This window comes from Virgibacillus carmonensis (genome assembly GCF_057836705.1).
Genome location: NZ_JBYQFJ010000146.1, coordinates 1 through 726 on the forward strand (window position 1 = coordinate 1; position 726 = coordinate 726).

2 protein-coding genes are annotated in these 726 nt (G+C 38.0%); both read right to left on the reverse strand.

Annotated elements, in window-relative coordinates; translation table 11 throughout:
* A partial coding sequence (locus AC3G7N_RS21005; protein WP_489424096.1) for a dTMP kinase occupies positions 1 to 173 on the reverse strand: 173 nt, incomplete at its 3' end.
* A partial coding sequence (locus AC3G7N_RS21010) for an Orn/Lys/Arg family decarboxylase (RefSeq protein ID WP_489424095.1) occupies positions 170 to 726 on the reverse strand: 557 nt, incomplete at its 5' end. The genes AC3G7N_RS21005 and AC3G7N_RS21010, both read right to left, overlap by 4 nt.

Sequence of the window (726 nt, forward strand, 5' to 3'; positions counted from 1 at the left end):
TGCTCTTTATCCAAAATAATATGTCTGATTTTCTCAGCAATTTCGATTCCACCTGGTTCTCTTGTTGCTAAGACACTATAGCCTTTTTCTACTAATGTCTGTTCTAATAATTGAAGAATGGATGTCTTGCCAGCGCCATCTCCACCTTCAAGTGTTATAAAGTATCCACTCACAAGGGGTTATCTCCTTTATATATATATATTCCTTTAGCAATATCGTCTGTTTGGATGTTAGCGCCTTGTTCCATAAGTTCTGTCAGTAAAACGATATGGTCCACTGTTATCCGCTCCCCTTTTATCAGTATTGGAACACCTGGAGGATATGGAATAATTGAATCAGCTGCAACTTCCCCAATTGCCTTTTCAACAGAAACTCGAATTGCCTTTCGCTTATTCATTTGCTGATAATCCATTGACAGTTCATCAATGGGTCTAGGAAATAGCTTTCCTATATCTATTGTAGCATGCTTGTCCATCATTTTTAACTGTTCCGATATTCTTTTTACTGATACATTCAATTGATCTTTTTCCTGGAATGCCGCAAGTCCGTGAACAAATAAAACCTGATTATGTGTTGCCAATTCAGGATAGATACGATTCTTTTCAAATGCCTTTGCAACAGTGAATCCGGACATTCCAGCTTGCACTTGCAATGTTATTTTTAAAGGATCATCCTTTTCTGTTTCAGGTAAAACGCTCCATAGGTTGCCAGCAGTCAGAATAGACC